This is a genomic window from Ruminococcus sp. RTP21359st1_H3_RTP21359_211015 (assembly GCF_040909065.1).
Lineage (GTDB): Bacteria > Bacillota > Clostridia > Oscillospirales > Ruminococcaceae > Hominimerdicola > Hominimerdicola aceti.
In genome coordinates, this window is sequence record NZ_JBDGDD010000001.1 from 164,286 (window position 1) to 186,865 (window position 22,580).

A 22,580-nucleotide genomic window follows, 5' to 3' on the forward strand; every position below is an offset into this window, starting at 1 on the left:
GATAAAAATGGGAAAGACGATCCTTACGGCTATCATTGTAGCTGTACTTGACTGCGCTATCGCAGCTGTCAAGGAGATTGGGGAATGAGATGAAATAACAACAGACGGGAGGTGATGAAAATGCTTTATATAAAATAGCCACTTTCTATTGACATTTGTGTCTGAAAATGGTATAATATATATACATTAAAGCGTCGATAAAATAAGTTTGGTGTTTTATTACAGAATATCATTGATTATTTTGTCAACTTTGACCTACTACACTGGTGCAAATTTGCACTAGTCTAAAACATGGATTCCTCTACCTCTTCATCTGTTACACTACTACACAGGTGCAATTTTGCACTAGTCTAAAACAATATTTCTTTTATATTCTTACACCCCTCGACTACTACACTGGTGCGAATTTGCACTAGTCTAAAACTGAAGTCCTCTGCATCAAAATTTACGTCCTCTACTGTACTGGTGCGAATTTGCACTAACTGGCAAAGTTTAACATCGAAATCAACAAATAAAAAAATCCCTTAACGCTCAATGCGCTAAGGGATAACTAATATAAGGAGTGATGTTTATGGCAAAAAAGAATAAAATGAAGCCTAGAGAGCGGCGTGAGGCTCAGAAAAAAGCCAGACAGCTCAAAGCGGCTGAGATAAATAATAACGCTGTTCCTGCGATCGCTGCCATGCATGCTGCAGAGGTCATTGCACCTGCGGCAGAGAAGAAAAAATCCTCCGTAAAGGCGGCAGGAATGAAGTCTATTCTTGTCAGCGAAAATAAAATGTACATAACCTCTTTCGGCAAGGGCAATTCTGCTGTGCTTGAATATGAGGTGGATAATAATGACTACAACCAAACTCAGCTTTCTTCAAAGGACAACAGCAATATCGAGCTTTGTGGTGTAACCAAAGTAAACATCACTTTCTCAAGCAAGCATGGCTTTGAGAGCGGAGTGGAAATAAACACTTCAAACCCTACTCACAGAAGCGGTGAAAGCTCGCCTGTAAGAGGGGATATGCTGGGGCTTAAATCAGAGCTTGAAAAGCGCTTTTTCGGCAAGACTTTTGATGACAATATACATATCCAGCTTATTTACAACATTCTGGATATTGAAAAGATACTTGCGGTGTATGTAACGAATATCGTTTATGCCCTGAACAATATGCTTGGGGAAGGCGATGAGAGCAATTACGATTTCATGGGGTATCTTTCCACATTTAACACTTATAAAGTTTTTACTAATCCTAATGGCAGCACTTTATCCGACGATAAGAAAGAGAATATCAGAAAAAGTCTTAGCAAATTCAATGCCCTGCTGAAAACTAAGCGTCTTGGCTATTTCGGCCTTGAAGAGCCAAAGACAAAGGATACAAGAGCTTCGGAAGCATACAAAAAGCGTGTTTATCATATGCTTGCAATTGTGGGACAGATAAGACAGTGTGTTTTTCATGATAAATCGGGTGCAAAAAGATTTGACCTTTACAGTTTTATTAACAATATTTATCCCGAATACAGAGACACTCTTGACTATCTTGTTGAGGAACGTTTAAAGTCCATAAACAAGGACTTTATCCAGGGTAACAAGGTCAATATCAGCTTGCTTATTGATATGATGAAAGGCTATGAGGCTGATGATATCATACGCCTTTATTATGATTTCATTGTGCTTAAATCTCAGAAAAATCTCGGTTTTTCTATCAAAAAGCTTCGTGAGAAAATGCTGGACGAATACGGCTTCAGATTTAAGGACAAGCAATATGACTCTGTGCGCTCAAAGATGTACAAGCTTATGGATTTTCTGCTTTTCTGCAACTACTACAGAAATGACGTTGTCGCAGGCGAAGCTCTTGTGCGTAAACTGCGTTTTTCAATGACCGATGATGAAAAAGAGGGGATATATGCTGATGAAGCAGCAAAGCTTTGGGGCAAATTTAGGAATGATTTTGAAAATATCGCCGACCACATGAACGGTGACGTTATCAAGGAGCTTGGCAAGGCTGACATGGATTTTGATGAGAAAATTCTTGACAGTGAAAAGAAGAATGCGTCTGACCTTTTGTATTTCTCCAAAATGATATATATGCTTACATATTTTCTTGACGGCAAGGAGATAAACGACCTTCTTACAACGCTTATCAGCAAGTTTGATAACATCAAGGAGTTTTTGAAGATAATGAAAAGCTCTGCTGTTGATGTTGAGTGTGAGCTTACGGCGGGCTACAAGCTGTTCAATGACAGCCAGAGGATAACCAACGAGCTTTTTATCGTAAAGAACATTGCTTCCATGAGAAAGCCTGCGGCTTCGGCGAAGCTTACGATGTTCCGTGACGCACTGACTATACTCGGTATAGACGACAAGATCACGGACGATAGGATAAGCGAGATTTTAAAACTTAAAGAAAAAGGCAAGGGCATACATGGTCTGAGAAATTTTATAACAAACAATGTTATCGAGTCCTCTCGGTTTGTATACCTTATCAAGTATGCGAACGCTCAGAAGATAAGAGAAGTGGCTAAGAATGAGAAAGTTGTCATGTTTGTTCTTGGGGGTATCCCTGACACGCAGATAGAGCGTTATTACAAGAGTTGTGTGGAATTTCCTGACATGAACAGTTCTTTGGAAGCAAAGCGCAGTGAGCTTGCGAGAATGATAAAGAACATCAGCTTTGATGATTTCAAAAATGTGAAACAGCAGGCAAAGGGCAGAGAAAACGTGGCTAAGGAGAGGGCAAAGGCTGTTATCGGGCTTTATCTTACGGTCATGTATCTGCTGGTGAAAAATCTTGTGAATGTCAATGCAAGGTATGTTATTGCGATACACTGCCTTGAACGTGATTTTGGGCTGTATAAGGAGATAATTCCTGAGTTGGCTTCAAAGAACTTGAAAAATGACTACAGGATACTTTCACAGACGCTTTGTGAACTTTGTGATGATCGTGATGAGTCGCCGAATTTGTTTTTGAAAAAGAACAAGCGGCTGCGCAAGTGCGTTGAAGTTGATATCAATAATGCAGACAGCAGCATGACAAGAAAATACCGCAACTGTATTGCTCATCTTACTGTAGTTCGTGAACTGAAAAAATACATAGGAGATATTCGTACAGTGGATTCTTACTTCTCCATTTATCATTATGTTATGCAGCGCTGTATCACGAAAAGGGAAGATGACACAAAGCAAGAAGAGAAAATAAAGTATGAGGACGATCTTTTAAAAAATCACGGCTATACGAAAGACTTTGTAAAGGCTCTCAACTCGCCGTTTGGATACAACATTCCGAGGTTTAAAAATCTTTCAATTGAGCAGTTGTTTGACAGAAATGAATATCTTACTGAAAAGTAGCGTGGTGTAGATACCGCCGTTCTCTTGGGGGACAAGAGGCGGCGGTGATATTCATTCCTGTAAAAGACGAGGTGGATATTCTGTTTGATTTGTTTTTTTTGGAAAGAAGAAGTTGGACAAGTGAAAATCAGAGCGCTGTATGCAATGTGGTGCGGATATCTGCAAACGCTTAGCAGCAGCATAAAGCTGTTGGATAAAGACGGCGAGATATCTAAAGATGTAACAACTCATATCACAAAAGAAGAAGCCAAAAAGCTGATGAAGCTCCTTAAGAAGCTGAATGTTGAGCAATTTGAGGGGCTTTTTACCCGTGATTAGGAAACATAGGTGATGTGATAAAAAAGGGCCTTACCGATGTGGTAAGGTCCTGTTTTTGTGGCTAAATGAAAAATCCCAGGGTCGGGTTGTCCGGTAAGCCAACTATAGAGGCTCTGTCAAGAAAACAATTAAAACGTTCGCAAGATGTTTCCGGCAATAGGGTGCAATCATGGCAAGCCGCATAGTTTAGATTTTTATAGCCTTGTTTTGTTGAGGATATACACAGTGGGTCGCCGCTGCACCAGCTTGCATGCTCAAGCATACTATCCAAAATGTTTTCAAAAACATCTTTATCGTCGGCTATGCTTATGAGTCCGCCAAGGCTGCTGTCGCTGTCAGGTGATGAAACATAGATCAATACTCCGCACATTTTTACATTATCGTTCTTTTCATCTATCTCGCTATATATCTTTTCCTTTATGGAAGCGGTGCTGTATCCGCAGATATTGGATATCTCACGAATAAACAAGTGGGCAAAAGTATGGAGCATGACGTAGGTTTCAGAGAAAGCGTTAAAAACAAAATTATTGCTTTCCATTGCGTTTTTCATTTTTTTATAGCGTGAAGAATGAGCCTTTCTCCAATGGTCGACCTTGTCTTTGTTAAATTCGATGAAAATTCCTTCGCCGGTTAATTCGACCGCCGGCAGCCATTTCTTTGGATATTGTGAAATTGGAACGATATTGCTTTCATTACGGATTATTCTTGTAAATCCCGTAAAAGCCAGAGTAACGGTCAGCCTGTCGACCACTGTAAGCCTATTAAAATACTCCTGATATTTTTGCGGAACAGCAGAGGGATATGATGAGAAATTACCCTCGCTATCATTGTCGCCTTTAGACAAGATCGCATACTCGTCTTCATATACAGATAATTCGGTGCGTTCACGCTTTTGTTCCATAGATATTTTTACAGCGTTCCACGAGCGTATTATTTCATCATCACTTAGTTCAGGATCGTTAAGCTTATTGCGCATTACCGATGCTAGTTTGCTTTCGTCAAGTGCGCTTAGTATTTCATAATCCTTTTGTATGGCGTTTACCACTTTCTTGCTCCATGGCGGTATAAGCAGTGCCGATTTTGTTAACGGGAAATAAACGCCTGAGCCTGAACGCAATCTTACACGCATTTTATCATGGCAGCCATATGACGCTTTTGCCAGAGGGTCTTTAAAATGTGGGTGTTTACAAGTGCATTGAAAATCTGATAGTGCATTTTCGGAAAATACTTGCACCATACTTCTGGAAGCACCGCATTCGGTACATTCAAGTCGCAGGCTGTCAATATCGGTTCGATTATTGATGTTAGTCATTTTTATTCTTGGCGATTTTACTCCAGACGGGCAGGGTTTACCATTATGTACCCACCAATCGTAAGGGAAATCGTCCATGTGACCATGCGGACAAACGACAACAAATCTTGACGCATTGAGGGTGCTTTTGCACTTAGGACATTTGTGACGCTCTTTTATATCTAGTTCCCGAAAATCATAGATGTTGCCGCAGTTAGAACAATGAAGTTTTTCTGGAAATATGTAAGATGGAATATCTTTGCTTTGTGAAAAGCTATTGGTGCTTTGAGTTGTTCGTGGCATGAGAAAGTATTCTGCGCCTGTTATTACAGAAAGATTTTCATTGAATATTTTTCGATTTTCTACCTCATAAGCGTCATTAGGGGAATAGTCCCAATCGTCTGTAGAAGCGATAACAACAGTATCGTTCTTAAAGTCAACTATAGCGCCAACACCATATGTAGTGATAAGCTGAGTTTTTCTTATATCTCCAACGGAGATCTTTTTGTCTGAATATGTTGATATGCCATTGTTTTCGTCTTTGACTTTTTTTCTGAAATTTGGTTTAGGCATTTAATTGCCCCCTATCTTTTGGTAAAATAAATATTTGCGTTTGGCTCAACATTTCGTACAGAATTAAGTATGGTAGGAATATCTGAGCCGTTTTGATTATCTGCGCTTCTGAACAAAGCAATATCTTCATTATGATAATCGGTAAAAACTAATTTATTTGGAAGCCGCTCTGTCAGAGTGGACCAACAATCAAGGTAATAATCGAGCCATTCTTCTGCATAATCTCTTATTCTGGACTCGATACTTTCGACACGTTCAAGCATGATTCGTTTTATCTGCTCTATATCTTTATCATCCCTGACAAATTTACGAGCACCCTCATTTGGATTATATTTTGGAATGGTATGGCGTATAATTGTCATCATAGCACAGTGCAGGGCTTTTTCTATAGCACGAGGAGAGTATGATGTGACGCTTGTTGCTTCGACGTACTTATAAAAGGTGCGGTGATAATAATTATACTGTTCATAGTAAGATTTATCTCTGGAACGCATATTATTATAAAGCGATATGACAAGACCAGGATTAGTTCTTCCCACACGGCTTGTTGCTTGTATATATTCAGAGTTTGATTTGGGCTGGCCATACACGCACATTATGCCTAGTCGGTCGATATCTATTCCCACTGAAAGCATATTTGAAGCCATTACATAATCATAACAATCTGGATCGGTGTATTTGTGAGATAGCCTTTCCAGCACAGTTTGTATCTCTTTCGCAGAGTTTCGGCTAGTAAGTTCGTCGTTCTTTTTATACGAAGGTATATGGGCATCTTTTCCGTTTACCTTTAATCCAACGCTTTCAGCTTCCTTTTTGAATTTATATGATGCAAGATATTTTATCTCAGCTGAGATACGGTCAGAAATAATTATCGAATTAGAGCCGAGTTCTTTGAGCGTATTGAAATAACCTATTTGCGTATAAATTTGGTCAACAACGTCTGGCGGCAGACCTTTAAGCTTGTAAATATGTTTTAAAAAGGTGAGCAATGCAAATATTTTTATCAGTAATTCTGAAGTGCCTGAGCCGATAGAGCAAAGACCGACGTAAGTTCTTGCAGGCCTTTTGTCCTGATCTGCTTCAATTGCAAAAAAAGAATCAGTGTGACTTAATCCGTTAGGTGGGAACTGCGTCATTTTCCTGTTGTAGAGTATTCTGATCTGATCGTCTGCATTTTTTACAGTGGCAGTAGACGCTATTATCTTAGACGTTTTTCCATAATGTTTACAGATATCTTCTATAGCCATTTCATATAGACCTGCTATTGAGCCAAGCGGTCCTGATATAAGGTGAAGCTCATCTTGTATGATAAGTTCAGGCGGTTTGCAGCCGTTTGCTCCAAGAAGATTTCCTGATTTCTCTTCCCATGTTAGTCTGGCGAATTTATCCACTGTGCTAAGAATGAACGTTGGCGCTATTTTGTATATGTCGTCATCTACAACATATATAGGCAAATGATAGTGAAATTCACAATCATGATTATTGCAGCAGGATATGTTCATGGTATTATCAACGATATTGTAACCATTGACATTTATCTCTGCGCCGCACCATGGACATTTTGTTATCTGCATAGGGTTAGCTTCATATATTGTTGCAGCGGCATTTTCACGAATTTTCTTTAGCGTTTCAGAAGCGTCTTTTATATGGTTAGGGGTCATTCCTGAGCCTATCCACAAACCGATAGATATCTCGTTGCCTGGTATCTTATATTTCTTTCGTATATGTTCGCAGGCGCAAATAAGCGCAGTTGCTCTTTCAAATTGCTGGAGAGTAAGCAACCGCAGGGTGTATCTCATTATTATAGTTACGCCGTTTATATCCTGCGTTGCGCCATTGATCCTGCGAAAGAATATTGCAAATGCTGATAATCCCAAATAAGCTTCTGTTTTACCGCCGCCTGTTGGAAACCATAAAAGATCTACGTTGTCTCGATCAGGAGACTTGTCATCAACGATATCGGGTATTATCTGGAGTATATATGCCATTTGAAAAGGATACCAACTGACAGCGTCGGCAGAGCAGTGTTTGGTTTTTATACGCTGAATAAGCATTGCTTCATTCATATACAAAAAGGAATCCCAAGCGTTATCATTATTTCTCAGCACAGCTACGCCCTTATAAAGCCTTGAAACGCATTTTTCTATATTCTTAAATGAATTTTCAGTTGCATTTGGAAATCTGGATATCAATTCGTTGTTGCTTTTTAGACTTGTATACCATTTTTCATATTGTTTGATAAAAGCCTCAAATTGGTTGCAAGCTGTGTCCTTATCTGCGTTTTCCCAATATTTCATAAACAAATATTTTGAATTATTTAGCAGCTTAGGCATCATTTGAAGCATTCTATATTGAGGAATGAACTCGCTCCTTACTTCATATATCATTTCTCCATTTTGCGAATATGCGGAAGAACAGCCATGACCATAAGAGTAATTTTTTACAGAGTCATAGAGCATATCGTTTTTTTCTTCTTCCAAAGACCTGTGAGTGTTTCTTCTGTATAAAGGCATAAACCCTGTTTGACTTTCTATGGATAGCTGACACTGAAATAAAGCTTTTGTATTGCTTGCCTGAAATTCGTTTCCCACTTTGTTTTTGTTTATTACGGACACTGTGAGCAGTTCACTGTTATCATCGTTTATTTTTCTTACATGGAGGAACATGGTTATATCAGTGTTTTCTTTATTGGAAATGATTGTGTTGCATATATGCTCAGGTACTTTGACTCTAGTTGTAAAGCGTCTTGCTTCTCTTGAATAATAGTGTCGCTTTACTTCTTTGTCATTATTTGCTATAGCTTTTTCAGAATGATTATAAACGGCATAATTAAATGAAATACTGATCTCATCATTTGACGCGCAAACGAAAGAGATACCCATTGTGGATGGTTTGAATACGCTGAAACTCTGGCTCTTTTCGTCATTTTCCAATTCATCCTCAAATATTTCCTCTGCAGAGATGCTTTCATCAATATTTTCGGAATTTTTGTTTGTTGGCTGAGCATAGAGTATTCCTAGTGAATAACGGCTCAAGGGGTCTTCCATTTCCAGTATTTCGTTTTCGTCTATCGGACCTATAAAGTCTTTTTTAAGATGATCTGTAATATCATCTATAACATTATAAAATTCAGAATAGAAAGTCATTTCATCACTTCTTTTCAAATATAAGTCTAGCAAGTCCGGTTATCTGTATTCCAAAGCAGATCTTGGACTTTTGATATTCTATGGGAACATTTGTATTAAATTGTTTTAATATTTCTGTTGTGATTCCGCTGACATATAAGTTTTCCAATTCTTTGGGAAGATTGTATTTGTAGTCAGTGGATCTTACTCCTAAGTCGATCTCAGCAATCATTTCCTTAGAAAGGCTTCCAATGCAGCGACCTTTGTGGCATATCTCATAACGCCCTGTAACAGGAGAACGTTTTGCTGAGAGTTCATCATAAAGCTTCACGTTTTCTATAATATACTGCTGTAGATCAAGTATGGAATCAAAATTACCTGATACGAATGAATTAACGTCAATATCTCCTGTAAGACCAACAGCGATACATTTACAATATCTGTTGAGCGTTTTATAAATGTTATGAAGTCCTGTTTCAATCACACGTCCAGACATAATTCGCATAAAATATCTTGTGGTTTTACTCATTGTCTCAAATTGCATTTTAGGACGTGTAAGTGCAACATACTGTATTCTTGCTTCTTCGGCGCCTTTTGAAGATGTGTCAATGGCTGATTCAATAAGAATTACTTTATCAAACTCGCTGCCTTTTGCTCTATGTATCGTTGAAACGGTAAGCATAGGTGGTTTTCCATAAAAATCGTTGGGTATATTATTTGAAACTGTAAGCGCAGTGGTCAGCTTGGACACATTTATTATGGTGTCATCCTTTGTGTTGGTCAATTTGCAAAGGTGTTTCCATAATATCTCAGGATCGATATCACAAGAACATCTGAATTTGAATCTTTCTATGAAGTCGCTTTTGCTGATATTTTCAAAGCAATGATCCCAGAAAACGTCGGCTATCCATCTTGGAAGAGAAGCCGTATTGTTGACACCTCTGTTTAAATTATGCGGTATACCTTTTTTGCATAAAAGGCTGCTTATATATTCAGCTTCACCATTATTGCGGCAAAGTATCGCAGTGGAAACTGTGGGCGCATGATCAAGCGCTTTTATGTACGTTTCGATCTTTGTTTTGCCTAAGTATTTTAAAGACACGTTTTTTGCGTATTCATTCTGCTTGACAAAGCTGTCATTTAACAACACTTGACGCATTTTGGCCGCTTCTTTGGCAAGTTCGGCTGTCTGTCTGCGGTTTACAGTTATCTCATATCGACGCATATCCTTGGGAAACAGTGATTCAGCTCTCTTATAAAATTCCACAGAATCAATAGTTGCATCTTTATCAGCCTCATAATCATATATCGACTGACAGCGGTCTCCGGCGAGCAGATATCCGCATTTTAAATTGCTAAGTATTTTTAATACCATTTCAGCACGTTCATTTACAAGGTCTTGTATCTCGTCGACCACAAAGTAGCTGATATCTTCAAAATCTTCTTTTGATATGTATTTGTTAAACAGCTTTATACGTTCGTTATAGTCATATTTATCAAAGTTTTCTTTGATAACGCCTTGTTCTTTCATTTCCATAAGAAAATATGTTGCATATGAATCAAATGTCAAAATACATATATTTTTAGCGGCAGGCGGAATTATATCATCAGCAATAGCTTGTTCAAGTTTAGTTTCAATAACCTTTTTTGCCGAACGGGTATAGCAAAGTATATATATATCTTCGGCAGGGCAGAGGTCGTTTTTTAGAATATACATAAGTCTTTGGATTATCGTATACGTTTTTCCTGTTCCAGGTCCAGAATTTAAAATGATGTGAGTTTCCAATGGTGCATTTATTATACAGCTTGGCTCGGTTATCTCGGTATATTTGCTGATAGACTCTTTTATTTCTTTGACAGAATTTTCTCGTGGTGCTATGAATTTCTTGGGACTTTCTTTAAGCTTTGCAACATTTCTGTCTATTTTAACTGATATAATATCGTCTTTCTTTACGATACCAAGCTTTTTCATAAATTCTTGCAGACTTTCTATATCCTCAGTTTGTTCCTCAGGTACGGGTGTACGTTGGATATGTAGTGGTTTGCATCCGCCAAAACCTTTACACTTTGTATATTCACACCTGTTTACCCATTCAAGCTTGCCATTTACCATGACAGGTCCAAATGACATTTCGCCGCTTTTAGCATATGAACAGGTCTGATTGCCCTCCATTATTTTTCTCTGAGCATCGTTAAGTGGGATATTTTCAGTCCCAATGTAGCGATTTCTTATATCAGTAAGGCGCTTTACTCCTGTTATTTTTTTCGTATATTCTCTGTCTTTTGTTATGTCAAGATCTTTTCTGATATATACATTTGAAGTGATGTTTATATTAGACTCTGTCATGATACTATCCCTCGATATCCTTTAGGTCATAATAAAACCTTAGCTTATTTATCTCGCTTTTTACCTGATAACCTGTTCCCATATCTTTATTCTTGATAACGACCCTTGCTATCTGATCTTTGCCTATTTCAACTGACATATCAAAGTTCTCGTTGACATATCCTTTAGCGTTGGCAAGAATAGTAGCATAACGTGTTTTGCCTGTAGAATCGGTGAAGATGAAATGTGCGTCATAAGAGTCGGTGGTCAAAGAGAAAGACAAGTTTTCTACTTTATCTCCCACTTTATTTTCATCTTTTTTCAGTACAGGATACTTTTCATTGTCGCTAAGTAATATGCAGATATCATCGCCAAGTCTGAAATCGCACTCTGCCGCTGAGGTTATTGCAGCGCCTTTGGCAACTATCCATTGATATCTGTTGTTCTCGTCATCGAATATTATTTTTTCTTCGCCAAACATGGAAAGGATAATATCTGCAAAAGGTCGCAGATTGCTCGAGCCTCCTGCGAGTATGACCGCATCAATATTATCAGCACTAACGTTAGCTATTTTCATGACATTTCCGATAGCGTCAAAAATATTATCAGTAATAAGTGGAGTTATGATATTGGAGAATGTATCATAATCAATGTCAACAGGTCTTGAGCCTTCGCCCAAAGTCATGGTATAATCGTCATACTCGGTAAATTCTATCTTCATACGTTCGACTTCGTTCATGAGCTTATCTTTTTTTGGGGAATCAAGCTCATCAAATTCAACGCCAGGATAAATTTTAGGCAGCAATCTTAAAGCAAGCTCCTTGTCGATATCATCGCCGCCGAACTTTATGCCGTAAACAGCGTCTTCGTATACTTTTTTGTCCTTGAGATTTAATATGCTCAGGTCAAGCGTACCTCCGCCAAAGTCGATCACCATGACCTTTGAAAAGGCTTTGATATCATTTATTTTAGAGATATAGGCGGCTGATGACTCACTCACAAACCCTTTTACCTTTATGCCAATGCACTTGGCAGCCTCAAGCAATTCTGTTCTTGCTCTTGCTGAAAAATCAACAGGTATTGAAAATACAGCTTCATCAAAGTCAGGCCTTATAGCGTTAACAGTTTCTTTTACATAATTCAAAAACAGAACAGCAAGCTTTTGACCTGTATATCTTACTCCGTTTACAACTATCTCTTCGTCAGTTCCCAGCAGTGATTTGAATGAAGTTACTATCTTGTAGTCATCTGCATATTCGTTTATTTTTTCTTTGACCTCACGTCCAAATTTAAAATCATTATCTTTGTTTCTGGATATTGCTATGCAAGAACTGAATGGGGTGATGTCTCTTCCGTTTGTTCCATAGCCGGTGCCGATAGCTCCCTTGCCATGCTCATAATTATACAAATATACCGATGTGTTGGTTGTTCCAAAATCGATTCCAAAATAAGATCCATTTTTCATTATTTTTCTCCCTTAAAATCTATGCCGTTTCTTTCAAGCGCACGGAAAGTCTTTTTTATTATTGCCTGCAACGATTCGTAATTTTCTTCGCTCACATCAGAAAATTCATATTCAAGCCAGTCTTCATACAGAAAGGCAAATGCCTTTTTCAGCTCTGAGCGCACCTTTTCAGCTTCAAGTGAAGATTCACGGCTGTTGATAGTATAGGCTTCGTTAAGCTTTTGGTCGAGATCTGATTTTTTGTTTTCAAGGTCGGTGATCTGGTTCTTTAGCTCTTTGTTGTTCTCTTTTTCAGCAATCAGCGATTGATTTGCTGATTGCAGTTGTGATCTTGTTTCAGCTAACTGTTGTTTCAGCTCTTCTGTTTGGCGCTTTAGCACCACGTTTTCAGCACCTAGCACACGGCTCTTGCTTATCTCACCCTGAACTGACTCAAAAGCTTTGCTGACAGGCGTCAGCATATCCGCAAATGCAGAGACAAGAGCATTCTTCTCATTAGTCATATCTCTGCGTATGCTGTTATAAAGTTTCTTTGCCATTACCTCTGCAACGTTATCCTGTTTGTTCTCCACCTTATCTGATGTGGTAACGTTATTCATAGCTGGAAGCACTTTTGCATTTTCAGACTTAGATATCTTATCGTCATTTGTTGTTTTGACAGCCTCAATGCTTTGCGTCTTTTTCTCTTGTGGCAAAGATTTTTGAGAAGAGCTGTCTGGCGCAATTGGCTTTGCTGTTGAAACTGGAGCTTGTTTATCCTCCTGCGGTGAATGTTCGCTGTTTTGGCTTGTAACATTCTCTTTTACCTGTGGCTTTTCACTTTTTTTAGTTGTATTGAAACCGTATTTTGCGGCCCAATCTCCAATCAAAGCCTTTATTATGTTACTCTCTAATTCAGAATAAATATTATTTGTGATTTTCCATATGCTTTCTATTTGGGATTTATCGGTTTTTGAATAATCAAGCAAATATATTTTGCCGCTTGTATTGTTCACAAGCTTAATCATTTTCTTTTTGTTGGCAGGAGATCTCAGTGCAAAATCTGCAACGAATGCAACAATGAAAGGCAACTCATTAGATTCAATAGCTTTGTCTGTATAGTTTTTCGTTATTACAATAACAGCGTACACAAATTTATTTACATAAAATTGTGTTCTGCTAGGATCTTTAATTGTAGATATAAGAGCCTTTAAAATCTCGTCGATCAATTCGATTGGTGCTTTTCGGATGATAGTTATACTTTCAAAGTACATTTTTGCAACATCTGCTGAAAATCGTGAGAGCTGGAACGCAACATCAGAAATGTCACTGTCTTTGCAGTAAGTGAGTTCAATCAGCAGATTTGACACTCTTTTTGTTTTCTCTACACTTAGTTGCGATTTGTTATTTTTGTATTCAGTACAGAGAACGTCCAACTCATCTTTTATTTTTGTAGCATTATCCATTTAACAATCCTCACTTGCTAATAATTTTGACCACATCATCGTCCAACTGACAATAATCTTTTATTTCATTTGTGATAGTTTGCAATTCTGCGGTGTTGTCAATATTCATGACTTGCAGATCATTTGACAGCCTATTGTAACCATACACAGGAACGGCTTTACGATAAAACACGTTTTGGTCACGCAGCTGTATACCTTGACCTGCGATACGAGCCATTTTGAAAGGCTCATGATTTATTGCAAATTCACAGACCTTCTTAAGTGCGTCAGAGTAGTCATATGCTTCTGTGGTTTTGCCGTTAATGTCAAGAACAATATGACCATTTGCGGTCGGTATGCTTTCCTGCGGCACAGGACTTTCGGCCGCTGTCAAAGGTGTTTCCTGCGTAAGCAGACTATCTGGCTTGTTATCCACAGTATCGTTTTCGCTGTCGGTAAGCACATAATAGCCGTCTTCTATTTCTTTCAGCTTCGGACATTCTGACATCAAGCTTTCTATGGTATCCTCTGAAATATCAACGATACCCTTATTGGCAAGAAGCGTTTTTATTTCATAAGTACCAAATCCATCTTCATACTGAGGTTTGTCACAATTTTCTTTCATCAGTTCTAAAATCGTGTCGGTGCTTATATTGCTCTCGCTGTTTTCAGCTTTGTCCTCGGGCGGCTCATCATCAAGCATAACAGGGGAGTTATCTTTTACTTTGTCTGTACTTTTCTGCACAACATTTTCATTTGTTGCTGTTACGATCTTTGTCTCACTGGCAGTTTTCCCTTGAGAAAGTTGTTCTGGATTCAGCACATAATATCCTTTTCCTGCAGGTTTAAAAGTTTTATCTAACATCAGAAGCCTTGACAGTTCAAAAAGGTTCACATTTTTATCGTAATATTTTTTTAGAATATCACGAAAGCTTTTGGTGTTTATACCATTTTTATGATTTTTGTATTCTGCTATATCTGTAGCGTCACTGGATAGTATTTCTATGACCGCATTTTTTAATACGAATTTTTTTGTTGTATCGGGAACAAATTCGATAAAGTCGGATGTATCTGTTTCGTTGCCATTTGTGCCAGAAATATCGTTACCATTTTGTATATTGTCATTTTCCATTGGTATATCAATGGGGTTTTCAGCTGATGTTTGTTTTGATGCTGTAAGAACTTCTGCTTGCTCATGATTTGATGAAATGCCGTTCTTAACTGTTACATCACCTGTTTTATCGTTAGTAATGTACTCTATTACCATACGATCATAAGATATAGAGCATATATCCATTAAGCATTTTATGTGCCTGATAATATCAGCGGCAGACAAATTTCCCTCTGCATAGAAATCATATGATACTTCAAGAGCCCTGCGTAGCTCGTGTTTATGATTTTTATCTGCAAAGTCTATACTATTGCCATATAATGATCTGCCAATCAAATTATTAAGCTGTTTCGTATAATTACTATTTGTGTGGAGAAGGATCAAATATTTTTTATATAAATCGAGCCAGCTTCCTGCAGAAAATGACTGCTTATTGATCCTGAAAGCACAAGGCTTACAATAAGTACAACTATTTGGATCATTAAAGTCCACTGTTTTTACGATATATTTTTCTGTGTGTTCAGACAACTTTGTATCTTTATTTTCAATTGAAGATTTTAAGCTTTCAACAGTTATATCTGCAAATTTAGCAAACATATTTAAAGCTATATTAAAATTATTATGCCGTCTATCGTTGGCATCAATATATTCTTCTCTTACGATAAGTGATTCTATCATCACTTTAGCATTTTCAGCCGAAGAAGTGCCAAGCAGTTTTTTTCTATCGCCAAAAAGCGTTTGATAAAGTTTTTCAATGCTGTGAATGTCTGAGATGAATTGCCTTGCGGTCAATTCAGAAACTTTACTGTCGGTCATGAGCCACGTCAAAAATTCCTGTTCAGTGAAAACAGAGGATTCTTTGACAGCTTCATTTTTCGATATATCCGATGTTTTGGTGGTATTATCTGAAACTATAACTGTATCAGATAATTCATTTTCCTGCACATCAGCCACAGCATTAGTGTTTGTCAGTTCTGAATATGCGAATTTATCGATCACTTCATAGCAAGATATAAAAAAGTCGCTATATGCACGAAATTTTTTTCGCCTCTCACGAATTTCACTCTGTATCCTGATGTATTCATCATCATCATCTATATCGAGAGATTCATTGTATTCTTTCTGTATTTGCTTTAAGATATCACCGATGTCGGTTTTAAGATCATATGTGACTTTCAGAAGTTTGTCTCTTGAAGATGGGGTATATGCAGCTTGTGGGCATTCAATTATATTATTTTTGTTGAGATCGGTCAAAAGGCTGTAAAGCTTTTGATATAAGCGTGCCTTGTTCAAACAGATAACAAGTTCGTTAAAGTCAACTGTCTTAGAATAGATAAACTTTATGTATTCGTTTTTTTCTTGAGCGTGACCATTTGCAATATTCTGAATATATTTCAAAATGCTGTTCTCAACCTCTTGTTCGTTACGGACAATATGTTCTGCCGTAATTTTTACAATAAGTATTGGTCTTTCGGGATCATACTCTGTTTTGATTACTTCAACAATAAAACTATATTTTTGGCTGTCTATTGCCGGTGCATAAAGTGAAGCATACCCTTTTGGTAGTAGACCTAATTCTTTTGCGGTATTGGTTGTTATTACGACAGCATTAGGATCATGTGGATTGTCTAATTGATGTTTCATAACAAGCTTTTGTGATAGCATTAGATCTTTGTGATTAATGGCACGATTGTTATATTGTGTACCGACGATTTCTATAATAGCTTCTGGTTGTATCTCCATATTATTCATCTTTATTTACCTTTCAATGAAAAATGTTACAGTAACAAGCTTACAAGGATATTTTACCACATTCTTAACAAAGAATCAATATATTTCACTGTTTTTCTACTCTCCTTTTAACAAAATTTATCTATTGTTTTTATATATGACGATTATTTTTATAGGACTTGCTTTCCACGGTTTTCTGTAAACAAAATAAATGACCCATTGTATCAACAGGCCATTTATTTTGTTTATATACTATTCTTCGAGCCAAACAATATCCTGCGGCCCTACTTCAACATCATTTTCTTTGCAAAGTATAGCTATGCCATGGCTGTCCCATTTTGCATTGCACATAATCCCGAATGAGCCGCTTTCCATGAATAGGATCTCAGTAACAGCGACCAATTCAAATACATCATCAGGAATTTTGTCAACGTTGGCATATGCACAAATATCATAGCTGTTTTCCTGCATATATTCCTTGAGCTTTTCCAAAGTGACCTTCGAAATTTCATCGGATTTTGTCATTAATTTTTGGTAAGCATTTTGCTGTGATATATTAGGCTTTTCATTTTCATATGCAGAAACTATGATCTTGATATCAATATCTTTTCCCCATAGATTCAGATGTTCTGTTTTGGTCCACTCACCATTATAGGTCAATTCGCCAAAAATTATATCGTTCATTATGAAACCTCCTTGGTATCCGCAATTTCATTCTGTGAATTCTTTATTTGAGAAATTCCGCCGTTATGCCGTACATTTCCATGTACTTCGGTCGGCACTTTATCCATGGTCTTGCAATCTGATCTTTCATGCCATGTGTACTTGTTCTCTTTCATCCATGCCTTGACTTCTTCCTTTGTGCAGCCACGCTGTTGTGCGAGTTTTTCACAAGCCTGATCAAAATTTCCGCCTTTGCCATAACGGTTATCTGTGAAATTATCGATCTCTACAGTACCCTTTGATATTTCAGAAAAATCAGGTTCTCCGTCTATGAACGTTATACCGTCAATGCCATATTTATCAAGTATCTCTTTCCATGTTAATTGTTCAGGATTTGTTTTTTGGTTGCCAGGGATATCATCAAGATTTGGAAACCATTTGGAATTTCCTCTTTCACCTTCCCAGTGTCCGCCGTGTTCATCAATAGGACAGCCTAAAATTTTGTCGGTATCGTCAACGTCCGCTGTGTTAGGATCGTCAGTTTCATCAGTTTCATCAAGCAGGCTTTCTATATCTATTGCATCATCGTTCCATTGCGGACCGTCTGACGCTTCCATATCAGAGTCGGGATAGAACGGAGTATCGCTAAGTTCATTCCCTCTGAGTATTGGCGAATCCATTTCCTCTGGAGGTTCAGAGTCTTCAAAAAACGGCTCATCAGACCAGTGCGGCATGTCAGAAGTTTTTATTTCAGAGTATGGTGAATTTTCTGGTTCATATTTCGATATGCCGCCTAATATGGGAGAAACCATATCATCAGGCGGCTCAGAATCCTCAAAAAACGGCTTGTCAGCTTCTTTGGGCTTGCTGGTTTCCATTCTATCGAATTTATCAAGTGCTTCTATGTTCATCAGAATGCTCTCTCCTTTAGATATTTAACTCTAAGAGTTTCGATTATCGGTTCTTTTGGATAGATCTTATGCTCTATTCTGCATACATAATACATTACAGTATACATTTCTTCATTGCTAAAGCCCTCAAATTCGCTTTGCAGGTTATCTCGCATAATAGCGTTAAGCTGTGAAAACCTATCCCAGCCTATTTCATTCGTGCCATTAAATACGTCTGAGAGGTCATAGTTTTTCTTTATCAATTCGGCAACAGCCCATTCATATGCCAAATTGCGCCTGTTCCAATTAAGCAGTATCTCTTTTTTCGACTTTGCGGATATATTTGACCTCATTACTCTGCCTTTAAGCTCTGCTTGGTCTATCTGAGAAGTATCACGTTTGATAAGAATATGAAGCAGAGCATCAATTTCAGTTTTCTTTTTGGTCATTGTCGGCAGGTTGGCCTTTTGCTTACTGCGGCTGAAATAATATGGCTCATACTTTGGCATTTTACATAGAACTGCTTCCTGCCAATCGTTTTGATAAACAGCGGCAACACCTGTTGGCAGCTTTGAAAGTTCATTGAATTGCTTATCCTCAAGAGCAATAGCACCGCCAGTAGTTTCTCTGTCGCTGCTTTCAGGCAGACGAAGAACGATCTTTGTGTTTGTATTTCTTATTACAGCAGTGTCAAGCAGGTTAGGCGCTTGGTCAACTATGATAAAGCCCTCTCCGTATGTTCTTATCTCTGCAATAGCGTTTGTAAGCATTTCAACAGATTTGCCGACCATATTCGATGATTCTGCGCTCTGCTCGGTTGACGTTTTTTTCAGCAGATTATGTGCTTCCTCCAACACAGTTATGTGCCTGAGGGGCAAATTCATGCCATTTGAATTTGTGGCTCTGTATTCCTGAAGCTTCATTACGACCAGACCCATAATAAGTGATTTTGTTTCAGTTGAGCCGACACGGCTTATATCTATTATTGCACTTTTGTCAAACAGCTCAGCCAGATCCATTTCATCACTGTCAAATATTCTGCCGTTAATGCCATTCGTCAGTGATCTTAATCTAGTTGACAATGAGCCTATATAATCACCTTTTGCATCAGAAGAATAGGCTGAGCTTTTGATCGTTTTTTCAAGTTCCGACAGAACGTCGTCAAAAGTAGGAAAGAGACCGTCGATTTTTTCATTAACAGACATATCCAGGTCCCAGCCTGCTGTGCGATAGGCATTTTCTATGGATTCTTTCAATACGGCGGGCATAGCGGCATACATAGGCCAGCAAACATTGAATATTTCTATTATTCTGTCTATGTGTTCCAAAACATGAATTCCTTTTGGGAAAGAGAAAGGATCTATTCTCAGCAGTTCTCCCATGAGAGGGTTAGTGCCAAAGCATTTTACGTCGCTGAATACTGTTTTGTATTCTCCCTTTGCAGGCTCGACTACAAGAAATGGGATACCTTTCTTTCTTACTTCATTCAGAAGATTATAGACCGCATTTGATTTTCCTGAGCCTGTTGAGCCTGTAACAAAGGTGTGCATTGAAAGACTGTTTAGGTCAAGGTCAACAGCGGCTTCTGTTTCACGCCCAAAATTATATACGTTTCCTATATTGATGTTGTTCTTTTTATCTGTTCTTCTTGTTACAACTTCCTGCCCAAATGCTGCGTGTTCTGATACAGGCAGACCTATTACAGAGTGTCTTGGCAGACCCATATGTATGGCAAGCTCATTAGTGCTGACAAGAGCTGAGGGGTCTACAGGTATATTTCTTGCACCGTCATAGCTAAATCCTGAATAAGAGAATTTTGGGTGAAGAAAGTTCTGTAGATAAGGGAGAATATCGTGTATCATTTCATCATTATGCCATGAATTTATCGCTTGTGCTTCAAGACCGCTGTCGGTTCCTGATATAACTGATTTATAGGTATTGGCGGCTGTTTCGCCAAGAAAATATGCGGCAAAATTCCACATACCAAAGCTTTCGCATTCTTCAATACGCTCAAGCTGCTTTTGCAATCTTTGCAAAATTAGTGTCAGCGTCATGTTCTGAGTGTTGAGCGTAACACCTTTTGACGTTCCGAAAGAGTCTGTCAAGGTCTGAGTGTCAACCAAATTAAATGATTCGCCGTATGTATATGCACTGCTTTCATTTGTTCCTGTGCCGCTGCTTTTTGAAAGACTCTGGCTTTGGTTTGTTCCATGGGTCTTGCTTGTGCCTATGCTTGTTGAATTATTGAAGCCATGGGTAAGTGTTTTTGAAACTGAGTCTGAAACAGATGTGGTGTGACCTTTACTCTTGGATACTGAATAGCTAGCACCAGCTGAAAAGCCGCCATCCTTACCACCAAATCCTACATTTGCTCCGACTGTTTTTGTTGTGACCTCTGTATCAGCTTTTCCTTTTGTATGGCTTGTGCCGTCAGAAGTTGATTCGCTTTCTCCAGCGGTCTTTGTTTCCGATGTTCCAACTGTATCACTCGTTCCATTGGTGTCGGTAACAGAATTTGTGGTGGTGGTCGATGTTCCGCTGGTTTTGGTTTTTGACAGATTTGTGGTCTTTCCCTCACTTGATCCTGTGGAAGTGCTTGTGCCGTCTGTTACCATAAAACTCATCTGCATATTTGCAAAGGGAGATATCTGAGTGTATATCTGCTCGTATTCTCTCTTGCGGAACATAAGCTCATCATAGGAAAGGTTGTTTGCGATAAACATTGCTGTGTATGCTTTGCCGTGAACGGCATATACAAACTTTTCAAGCCCCTGTATGAACTCTTTGTTTGTCATATTGTCCTGTTCCTGCTTATAATCGGCAACGCTTGTTACACTTGAGATACAGCCGACATCAAGTGCGTCAATATCCTTTTTCATATCTTCATCATAATAGTCTTCTATGCGGCTTCCGGGAAAGAAGCCCATAAGACTTTGTTTTAGCATTTGAAAAAGTGTTCCTGCCGAATAGTCATCATCAGGACGTGCACCTAAGTAAAAATCTGTTTTTATTCCGTCGCTTTTGAGCATAAGCACAAGTGTGCATGGTTTGCCTGAAAGTGCGTGAAAAACCATAGACAGCTTGTCTACAGAAAACTCGTCCTCCTGATATACAAGCTCAGATATCCTGAAAAAATGTATGGCATTAAGGTTTTCAAGCGCCGTTTCGTCAAGCTTAACTATAGGCAGGGTATCTAGCTTTGTGACATAGCCTTTCATTACCTCGTCATCAATAATGCTTAGACAGTGACCGAGATTTTCCTGCAAAACTTCTATGTTCAGGTTTTGCGGCTGTGCGGTGATAGTATTATTTCTGGGGGCTGTGACCGATGTTTCTGTTCTTTGCTGTTGTACTTTCAATTGTTTTCACTTCTTTCTTGTGTAATATCTAGTATTTTCGTTTAAATGTGTTATTTTTAGATTTACAAGCAGCTTTCTGTCTTTATTTCTCTGATGATATAAAGTATATTCATTTTTATCGTCGTTGAGTTTGAATTTATCGATCAGTTTCCATTTTTCACTTTTACTTTCTATCTCATTTATCTTTTGTATATCATTAACTCTTTCGTAGCAATATGAGATTGTGACATTTTCCTCATTCGGAAAGCTTCTTGTTATTTTGGTAAGATCAGACCAAATACAATAAGTAAAATTGCCTTTTTGAATTTTTATACAGTATAGGGGTCGTTTTACTTTATTATCAACACAGCCACTGTGATTATTGCCGCTACCGCCACAGCCGCCACGACCCCTATTGCTTTTTTTGATGCGTCAGCTTCCTCTTTTGTGCAGGCTGCCATAGCTTCTCTTCTACGCTTTTCTTGTTCTTGGATAGCCATTTCTGCTGCACGGTTTTCTTCTTCAAGCCTGCGCTGTGCTTCAAGTATCTGTGCCTGATCGTATGTGCTGGCTGAACTCTGCGGCATGACAGTATTGTTCTGCATTCTTTCGTGGATAACGTTTGGCTTGTTCACCTGCTGTATATTCGGTGTGTTAGCAGCGTTTCTTTCTTTTATAAGCCTAGCGATCTTATCAGCATTTACCACGCTTGCAACCTGTATCATGTGCTGAAAACGCTTGTCTGAAAAGTTTTTCGTAAGATCTGTTTTCAAATGCTGCCAATATTCCATGTTCCAATTATTTTTATCAAATGTAAAAGATGTTAGTTCCTGATAAGGCTCAAGAAAACCGCTGATGTTTTTACAGTAATCATAGTCGCTTTTATACTTTTCAAATGTAGGGTCAACGTCAAGGCAGTCAACAAAGATATAATGAAGCCCCTTAATATCTCCGCTTTCTGCACATTTTTTTACTCCACTTAGCATAA

General features: G+C 38.3%; 12 protein-coding genes. 2 read left to right on the top strand and 10 right to left on the bottom strand.

What is annotated here, in order from left to right:
* Positions 1-571 precede the first annotated feature (571 nt).
* Complete coding sequence (cas13d, locus tag AB5Z01_RS00740; RefSeq protein WP_287216200.1) at positions 572-3,337, top strand: type VI-D CRISPR-associated RNA-guided ribonuclease Cas13d; 2,766 nt, start codon at positions 572-574, stop codon at positions 3,335-3,337.
* A 120-nt stretch (positions 3,338-3,457) separates the two neighbouring features.
* On the top strand, positions 3,458-3,655 hold the full coding sequence (locus AB5Z01_RS00745) for a hypothetical protein (protein WP_195221163.1): 198 nt from the start codon (positions 3,458-3,460) through the stop codon (positions 3,653-3,655).
* Between the two features lie 61 nt (positions 3,656-3,716).
* Here the strand turns inward: AB5Z01_RS00745 and drmB are convergent, their stop codons facing one another.
* The 10 genes from drmB to AB5Z01_RS00795 form a co-directional block, all read right to left on the bottom strand.
* Entirely contained in the window at positions 3,717-5,519 is a 1,803-nt protein-coding gene (gene drmB, locus AB5Z01_RS00750; RefSeq protein WP_287216199.1) for a DrmB family protein, read from the bottom strand.
* A gap of 11 nt (positions 5,520-5,530) precedes the next feature.
* The gene (locus AB5Z01_RS00755; protein WP_287216198.1) at positions 5,531-8,665 is read right to left on the bottom strand and encodes a helicase-related protein; all 3,135 of its coding nucleotides are present in this window, start codon (positions 8,663-8,665) and stop codon (positions 5,531-5,533) included.
* A gap of 4 nt (positions 8,666-8,669) precedes the next feature.
* Positions 8,670-10,991 (bottom strand): UvrD-helicase domain-containing protein, encoded by a 2,322-nt coding sequence (locus tag AB5Z01_RS00760; protein WP_287216197.1) that lies wholly within the window; start codon positions 10,989-10,991, stop codon positions 8,670-8,672.
* A 4-nt stretch (positions 10,992-10,995) separates the two neighbouring features.
* A complete protein-coding gene (locus tag AB5Z01_RS00765; protein ID WP_195221159.1) occupies positions 10,996-12,435 on the bottom strand; it encodes an Hsp70 family protein in 1,440 nt (479 codons plus the stop codon).
* Positions 12,435-13,880, bottom strand: a complete 1,446-nt coding sequence (locus AB5Z01_RS00770; RefSeq protein WP_195221158.1) for a hypothetical protein — start codon at positions 13,878-13,880, stop codon at positions 12,435-12,437. The genes AB5Z01_RS00765 and AB5Z01_RS00770 overlap by 1 nt, the downstream gene beginning before the upstream one ends.
* Before the next feature lie 10 nt (positions 13,881-13,890).
* Positions 13,891-16,713, bottom strand: coding sequence for an HIRAN domain-containing protein (locus tag AB5Z01_RS00775; RefSeq protein ID WP_195221157.1), 2,823 nt, complete (start codon positions 16,711-16,713; stop codon positions 13,891-13,893).
* 240 nt (positions 16,714-16,953) lie between these two features.
* A complete protein-coding gene (locus AB5Z01_RS00780; protein WP_195221156.1) occupies positions 16,954-17,385 on the bottom strand; it encodes a hypothetical protein in 432 nt (143 codons plus the stop codon).
* On the bottom strand, positions 17,385-18,275 hold the full coding sequence (locus tag AB5Z01_RS00785) for an HNH endonuclease (RefSeq protein ID WP_287216195.1): 891 nt from the start codon (positions 18,273-18,275) through the stop codon (positions 17,385-17,387). Before AB5Z01_RS00785 ends, AB5Z01_RS00780 begins: the two co-directional genes overlap by 1 nt.
* Positions 18,275-21,613: an ATP-binding protein gene (locus tag AB5Z01_RS00790; protein ID WP_287216194.1), complete on the bottom strand. Its 3,339-nt coding sequence runs from the start codon at positions 21,611-21,613 to the stop codon at positions 18,275-18,277. The genes AB5Z01_RS00785 and AB5Z01_RS00790 overlap by 1 nt, the downstream gene beginning before the upstream one ends.
* A gap of 329 nt (positions 21,614-21,942) precedes the next feature.
* The gene (locus AB5Z01_RS00795; protein ID WP_195221155.1) at positions 21,943-22,578 is read right to left on the bottom strand and encodes a DNA-binding protein; all 636 of its coding nucleotides are present in this window, start codon (positions 22,576-22,578) and stop codon (positions 21,943-21,945) included.
* Positions 22,579-22,580: the final 2 nt, after the last annotated feature.